Genomic DNA, 538 nt, shown 5'->3' with positions numbered 1-538 from the left:
AGCACCCCCACCCTTCCTAACACTTTCAAGTAATGCGTGATTCACGCCACACGTGAATTGCATCTCAATGTAAGGAGAAAAGATATGGCACCTCGTCCAGCTGCTATAACGCAACCAGCCATTGCACGCGCTTTAAGAGAAGCTAAAAAACAAGGTTGTGAACTCGTAGAAATCAAACCTACCGGTGAACTGCTTATCTATCTTAAATCCGATATTCCACTACCAAATTCAGTTAACCACCCAGACAAACTTTTAGATTTGTCAAAGAATGAATATTACGAAACCGCACTCTCTAAGATGTAAAATACCATGCCTAAACCACGTCCTCCTCATCTCGTTAAACAAATTACTCAACATGGCAAAATTGTATGGTATGTACGTATTGGTCATGGCAAACGCATTAGAATACGCGGTACCTATGGAACGCAAGAGTTTGTTGATAACTACAAAAGCGCACTTGCCGAGTTACAAGGGCTTATACTTCCTAAATCAAAAACCGGTAAACTTGTTGAAGGTTCATTTGCATGGCTGCTTAAAC

General features: G+C 41.1%; 1 protein-coding gene and 1 pseudogene. Both read left to right on the top strand.

Annotation, left to right across the window (positions count from 1 at the left end; translation table 11 throughout):
- Positions 1 to 84: 84 nt before the first annotated feature.
- Positions 85 to 303, top strand: coding sequence for a hypothetical protein (locus tag ACFINL_RS09910; protein ID WP_273791657.1), 219 nt, complete (start codon positions 85 to 87; stop codon positions 301 to 303).
- Between the two features lie 6 nt (positions 304 to 309).
- Positions 310 to 538: pseudogene (locus tag ACFINL_RS09905) on the top strand (integrase); the annotation flags it as partial.

The sequence above is a fragment of the Bartonella sp. AA78NXGY genome, assembly GCF_042197005.1.
Lineage (GTDB): Bacteria > Pseudomonadota > Alphaproteobacteria > Rhizobiales > Rhizobiaceae > Bartonella.
Note: the sequence above shows the minus strand (reverse complement) of the source record. Positions and strands in the feature narration are given on the sequence as shown.